Genomic DNA, 6,638 nt, shown 5'->3' with positions numbered 1-6,638 from the left:
AAGAAGAACATCGGAAAGCCGTATGAGGGAAAACCTCACGTACGGTTTGATGAGGAGGGGCTGAAAAAAAAAAAAACTCAGCCCTTTACTCTAGTATTGATGAAATCGTAGATAGAAGCATTTAGTGCTATAATAGGGACGGAATTCTTCTAATCACTGCATTCATATAATAGGGAGATGCTAAGAGAACATGCTTAAGGTGATGAGCTTTAATTTAAGAACCGCTACCGTAGTTGACGCACATCCTTGGAATAAAAGATTACCCATAGCCACAGCGCTGATTGAGCAATATGAACCCGATGTCATCGGAACCCAAGAAGGAATACCGCAGCAAATTCAAGATTTAGATCATGCTTTGCCTGCGTATAGCTGGGTTGGGATAGGTAGAGAAAGTGATGGGAACGGCGAGATGATGGCTGTTTTTTATCGTCATGATATATTCAAAGTTCTAGATTCGGGGCATTTTTGGTTATCGGATACCCCTCAAGTGGCAGGCTCAAAAACATGGGGTAATCATTATCCACGTATGGCAACCTGGGTGCAATTTGAAAATAAAAGTAATGGACATGTTTTTTATTTTCTCAACACTCATCTTGATCATGAAATTGAAGAAGCCAGAGTGCTTGGAGTCAAACTTCTAGCCAATCATATTAACAAATGGGGCAAAGAATCCGATGTGATTGTGACAGGAGACTTTAATTGTGAAATAGGAACAAGTGCTGTATATCAAATTTTGAGAGACGAAGCACAGCTTAATGATGGAATTCAAGATGCAGAGATTGTTGTGTATGGTGAATATGGAACCTTTCATGATTATAACGGTGGTAGTGATGGTGAAATGATCGATTGGATTTTGTATCGTGGTGCCCTGTCTAGCATGAGAAGCGAACGTATTTTACTACAAAAAGGTGGACAATATCCAAGTGATCATTACCCTGTTCTCGTAGAACTGCAAATAGGCTGAAATAATTTGAATTATGTTGAACATAAAAATCAGAAAATTAGAAAGAAGTTGTATGGAATGGAACGGACAGAACTAACAAATATGTGTATGATTGAAGACCCTGTCACAGGTAAAGTGCTTGTGCAAAATCGCATTAAAGGAAGCTGGACGGGGATTGCTTTCCCAGGAGGACATTTAGAGGAAGGAGAATCTATTGTTGATTCTACGATTCGGGAAATCTATGAGGAAACAGGACTCAAAATTTCTGATCTTTCAATGGTTGGCGTGAAAAATTGGTATAATGATTCTCCACAGATGGAGGAACGGTATCGATATATTGTCTTTTTATTTACCGCTACTTGCTTTGAAGGCCAATTGATAGAAGGTGGGGAAGAAGGGGAAGTATTTTGGGTACATAAGGAAGAATTACCTACAATGAAGCTTGCACGAGGGTTTGGTGAGATGCTCGAAGTGTTTTTTAAATCTAATGTAAATGAGCATTATACCTTCATTGACCGGACTGGTAAGCAAACATTTTGTTTGAAATAGTGTATGAATTTTGGCTCAAAACCCAAATTAGTGGTTGCTAACTACTTCTGAGGAAAGCAGCTACGGTGCAGAGGGTGGCTTCGACCCCTGTTACAGCCTGATTTTCTTGAATGAGATCGTTATCGGTTGAAAAACAGTCTGTAAAGGCGGACGTGTTCACTTCTCCACCATCCCTCTACCCCTTCGCTATTTTGGCTTCCTCTCAACCACTAATTTCTAAGTTGAGCCTGAATTTTGTTGAAAATGTGGTTGATAGCATAGGGAGAACACTGTCCAACTATCAACCACATTGACTAAAATTTACACTGCTTCATATCGCTCATGAAGAAATTTAATACTGCCTGCTAATGAGGCTTCAGGAGTGCTTTCTATGAGTCCAACTAGGTTGGGCTTTTTATGTTTCATATATTTGAGTATTGGGTCAAAGTTCAGCATACCTTCACCAACAGGAACAAAAACAACTTTGCCATCTTTAATGATAAAGTCTTTTAAATGAACGACAGCTATCGCTGGATCTAGTAGCGCTATGGCATTTTCAAATAATGACTTTTGCTCTATATAATTGCTAGATGTTATCAAATTTGCACAGTCTAAAATGATTTTAAGGTGCTTTGAATTGATTTTGTGTACCAACTCATGCGCTAGCTCTGCTTTATATAAAGGATGATTAACACCAGGCTCAATCCCCACGATCACGTTATGTTGCTCAGCTTCATCAACCATTTCCCTTGTAGCTTTCACAACAGCAGCAAAGGCTTCGGCTGTAAAGTTATCTTCACAGTAGCCTTTTCCAAGACTCCCTGTTTCGGTGCCTACCATTTTAGCACCTAATGTAGAACAGAGCTGTATATGCAATTTGAATGCATCTATTGCTTCTTTTTGTTTATTTTTATCGGGATGGACGATATTAACGTAACAACCTAAAACCTCAATTTGCATCCCTGCTTGCTGAAAAGCCTCGCCATAAGCTTGTGCAAGGTTACGCGTTAATGATAGGGGAGTGGAGACCTCCTGTGGAAATGACTTGGCAGCAGCAAACTGAATATGCTGTAGGGAAAAACCTCTTATTTTGTGAATTAATTCACTTAAGGTGTTGCATTTTAAATCGTGTGCTCTTACGCCAAGCTGTAGCCTAGGACTCATACGCTAATCATCTCCTGTTGCACATACTGTTGCAAATCTCCCAGTTGTTCATTTGTCATAATTGCAGTGACGACAAGCTTGGCAATTTTCCTAGCACCATCCATTGAAAAATGCGTATTGTCTGTAATACCACCAGGATAATTGGGATGTTGGAGTGGTCCTAAATGCATAAACAATTGTTTATTAGCGACTTTACCCAATTCACAATAGAGCTGTTGGGAAGCAGTGAAAATATCTAATAAGGCTATATTCATTGCAGTCGCAACTTCCCTAACCACCTTTGGATATTCACCTACTGCTTCTGGATCAAGCTCTCCAGCCTCATTATATTTGCGTCGACTTACAGAGGTTAGAAGGACAGGGATGGCGTGATGACGATGTGCAGCCTCTATAAAATGGAGTAAATTTTGACTATATTGAGTATAAGGGTGGGTATAACGTGTCGGGTCCTCCTTTTTTTGATCGTTATGACCAAACTGAATAAAGAGATAGTCCCCAGGCTTCATACATTTTTCAATGTAATCTAGTCGATTTTCTGCTAAAAAGGATTTTGTGCTTCTTCCGTTAATCGCGTGATTTTCAACACGAAGCTGACAACCAAAATAAGGCTGTAAAAATTCTCCCCATCCAGCCATTGGTTTTTCAGCACCACCCTTAATTGCCGCAGTGGAGTCTCCAGCGATAAACAATGTTGGTTGCATTCAAATAAACCTTCCTTCCTAAATTATTTAAATGTGTTATGACAACTATGATTTTTTATGCTTGATCGGCTCTATTTAGAAATTAGTACTTGACATCAATGGAGGCTGGTAGCTACGATCCAGAGAGTTCTTGCGATTGTTGTTAAAATCAACTTCCTTTTATTGAAGTGAATTTTTGGATGGAATTTGATTTTAAGAGACAACCTTCAGAATCTCTCTGTCTCTTCGCTAGTTTGAGTTAGCGGTCAAGCACTGATTTCAAGATTGAGCCTCTCTATCCAAATAATTTTAAAATAATGGAGAGGGGAGAGGAGAAAAATGAAGCGGAATTTCCCCATCTCCCATCCTACTCATCACATTTTATTTTTGCGGAAATCCGAAATAGCTGGCTGCGTTTTTATAAGCAATATGCTCCACCATCGAACCTAACATCGCTGTATCATTGGGAACTTCTCCACGTTCAGTCCATTCACCAATCAGCTCACACAAGACGCGGCGGAAATATTCATGTCTTGTATAGGATAAAAAGCTGCGGGAGTCGGTTAACATGCCTACGAAATGATGTAATGTGCTTTGCTCCGCAAACATTGTTAATTGCTCACGCATTCCCTTGCGAGTATCGTTAAACCACCAACCAGAGCCAAGCTGAATTTTGGCTTTACTATCCCGTTGATGACAGCCCATTAATGTGAGTAGTGTTGGATAGTCTTTTGAATTTAAGGAATAAAGAATAGTTTGTGGCAAGCCTTGCTCACTTTCAGCACGGTCTAGTAATTTAGATAATGAGATCGCAAGTGGTAAATCATTGATACCGTCAAAACCTGTATCTGGTCCTAATGTCTTAAGCATCGGTGTATTGTTGTTACGAAGCGCATGGATATGTAGCTGCATTGTCCAGCCTTTTTGTTCATAAAATCCAATGAGTGCAGTTAATAATTCTGAGCGGTAGGTTGCAATTTCTTGTGATGTGAGGTTTTGACCCGCTAATTTCTTGCCAAAAATGTGCTCAACTTCATCGGCTGAACCTGCTTGATATTGCAATACATCTAAGGCATGGTCGGACAGACGGCAACCCATACTATGAAAGAAATCAACACGTTGCTTCAGTGCAGACAATAGCTCCTGATAGGATGTAATCGTTTGCTTTGACGCTTGCGTTAACGCTTGAATCCAAGTCATGAAGGCAGGGGCATCAATGTTCAAGGCTTTATCAGGACGGAAGGTCGGTAATACCGTAAAGGCATCCTCTTCCTGCTGTAAAAGCTGATGATAACGTAAATCATCGATTGGGTCATCGGTGGTACAAATGATTTTAACGCCAGATGCACGAATGAGACTACGACGCGTAAACTCCTTGGTTGCTAGCTTCTGATTAACCTGCTCCCAGATTTGGGGTGCTGTTTGTTCATTTAACAACGTGTCAATGCCAAAGAATCGGCGAAGCTCCAGATGTGTCCAGCTATATAATGGATTGCCAAGCGTATACGGAATGGTTCCAGCCCATGCAACAAACTTGTCGTAGTCTGGCGCATCCCCTGTAATATGGGACTCAGGTACACCATTTGCCCGCATTAGACGCCATTTGTAATGGTCGCCAGCTAACCATGCTTCCGTAATGTTGGCGAAGTTTTTGTCCTCATAAATCTCCTTTGGATCAAGGTGACAATGGTAATCGATAATGGGCATTTTTTTAGCATAATCATGGAATAGCACTTTAGCCGTATCTGTGGTTAGCAAAAAGTCATCGTTCAAAAACATGAATATCGTCTCCCTATGAAATAAAATTGCAGTTTCCTTTTTTAAAAAATAACCTACAGCGTCACACCTGTTTTAAAAATCGCAAGCTCACGCACGTCATTTTGTTCATTGCGGGTTGGTTTTCCGCTAGCTACCTCGATAATATAATCAATAAACTGTTCGAGCACCTCCTCCATCGGCGTTTCTAGTAAGGTTCCGGCATTAAAATCCATCCAATGCTGCTTGTTATTATAGATTTGATTGTTAGTCGCTACTTTTATTGTCGGAACAAAGCTACCAAATGGTGTGCCGCGACCTGTCGTAAATAACACAAGATGGCAATCGCTTGCCGCTAAAGCTGAGGAAGCCACGAGATCATTGCCTGGAGCCTGCAATAGGCTTAATCCTTTTTTACGCAATTTCTCTCCATATTGCAATACGTCAACAACAGGTGCAGTTCCTGCTTTTTGTGTACAACCTAATGATTTATCTTCTAATGTGCTGATTCCGCCGGCCTTGTTACCAGGGGATGGGTTTTCATATACAGGTTCACCATAAGATAAAAAGTATTGTTTAAAATTGTTAATGAGTGCGACGATTTGCTCAAATACCTCTTCATTTTCCGCACGTGCCATGAGCATTTTTTCTGCGCCAAACATTTCAGGTACTTCTGTTAATACGGTTGTTCCACCTTGAGAGATGAGAAAATCTGAAAATGCACCTAATAGTGGATTTGCAGTTATTCCTGAAAAGCCGTCTGATCCACCACACTTTAAACCAACATTAAGCTCATAGAGTGGAATAGGTACACGTTTATCATTTGCTGCTGCTTCATAAATTTCATCCAATAGCCCAAGTCCTACTTCGACCTCGTTGCCCACCTCTTGCGCCACCAAAAATTTTACTCTACTCTCGTCATATTCACCAAGCACTTCTTTAAACTCTGCGACGATATTATTTTCACAGCCTAATCCAAATACAAGTACGCCCCCTGCATTGGGATGATGAACTGCATCGAGCAAAATGCTTCGTGTCATTTGGTGGTCATCACCAAGCTGTGAGCAACCGTAAGGGTGCTTGAGGATCGTAATATTGTCAAAGCTACCTAAATCGGTATACTTTTGCTTGAATTGTTGAAGCATCAGCTCGGCAACACCGTTTACACAGCCAACCGTAGGTACAATGTATAAATCATTACGAATACCTACCTTGCCATTTGCCCGACGATAACCCTGAAAAAATAAGTCCCTTTTTGGATACTTTACAGGGTGGAGCTCTGGCACATATTCATATTGCTCTTCACCTGCAAGGTTTGTTTTTACATTGTGCGTATGCACCCATTCGCCTTGTGCAATTAGTTCCGTTGCATGACCGATAGGAAATCCGTATTTTACTACTGATGCCTCAGCATCAATGGGCTCTAATGCAAATTTGTGACCTTGTGGAATATCTTGAAGCGCTGTAATTGTAACCTCATTTACCACAACCTTTGTGCCTGCTGAAATAGGGGAGAGGGCAACAGCTACATTATCTCTTTCGTTCATTTTTACGAATTGCCGCATGTT

At 40.7% G+C, this 6,638-nt stretch carries 6 protein-coding genes; 2 read left to right on the top strand and 4 right to left on the bottom strand.

The window, feature by feature from the left end; all coding sequences use genetic code 11:
- Positions 1 to 190: 190 nt before the first annotated feature.
- Together J2Z32_RS21850 and J2Z32_RS21845 are read left to right on the top strand one after the other, a co-directional pair.
- On the top strand, positions 191 to 964 hold the full coding sequence (locus J2Z32_RS21850; RefSeq protein WP_210091324.1) for an endonuclease/exonuclease/phosphatase family protein: 774 nt from the start codon (positions 191 to 193) through the stop codon (positions 962 to 964).
- A 57-nt stretch (positions 965 to 1,021) separates the two neighbouring features.
- Positions 1,022 to 1,492 carry an 8-oxo-dGTP diphosphatase gene (locus tag J2Z32_RS21845; RefSeq protein ID WP_210091323.1) on the top strand — a complete coding sequence of 157 codons (471 nt, stop codon included), beginning with the start codon at positions 1,022 to 1,024 and terminating at the stop codon, positions 1,490 to 1,492.
- Between the two features lie 300 nt (positions 1,493 to 1,792).
- On the opposite strand, the gene J2Z32_RS21840 is transcribed toward J2Z32_RS21845, so the two are convergent.
- The 4 genes from J2Z32_RS21840 to J2Z32_RS21825 all read right to left on the bottom strand — a co-directional run bounded on the left by J2Z32_RS21840 (position 1,793) and on the right by J2Z32_RS21825 (position 6,635).
- The gene (locus J2Z32_RS21840; RefSeq protein ID WP_210091322.1) at positions 1,793 to 2,635 is read right to left on the bottom strand and encodes a sugar phosphate isomerase/epimerase family protein; all 843 of its coding nucleotides are present in this window, start codon (positions 2,633 to 2,635) and stop codon (positions 1,793 to 1,795) included.
- Complete coding sequence (locus J2Z32_RS21835; RefSeq protein WP_210091321.1) at positions 2,632 to 3,336, bottom strand: rhamnogalacturonan acetylesterase; 705 nt, start codon at positions 3,334 to 3,336, stop codon at positions 2,632 to 2,634. Before J2Z32_RS21835 ends, J2Z32_RS21840 begins: the two co-directional genes overlap by 4 nt.
- 360 nt (positions 3,337 to 3,696) lie before the next feature.
- On the bottom strand, positions 3,697 to 5,094 hold the full coding sequence (gene uxaC / locus J2Z32_RS21830) for a glucuronate isomerase (RefSeq protein WP_210091320.1): 1,398 nt from the start codon (positions 5,092 to 5,094) through the stop codon (positions 3,697 to 3,699).
- 53 nt (positions 5,095 to 5,147) lie between these two features.
- Complete coding sequence (locus tag J2Z32_RS21825) at positions 5,148 to 6,635, bottom strand: UxaA family hydrolase (protein WP_210091319.1); 1,488 nt, start codon at positions 6,633 to 6,635, stop codon at positions 5,148 to 5,150.
- Between the last annotated feature and the right edge of the window lie 3 nt (positions 6,636 to 6,638).

The organism is Paenibacillus turicensis, assembly GCF_017873435.1.
GTDB classification, from domain to species: domain Bacteria; phylum Bacillota; class Bacilli; order Paenibacillales; family Paenibacillaceae; genus Fontibacillus; species Fontibacillus turicensis.
This window is presented reverse-complemented; position numbering and strand designations above follow the sequence as displayed.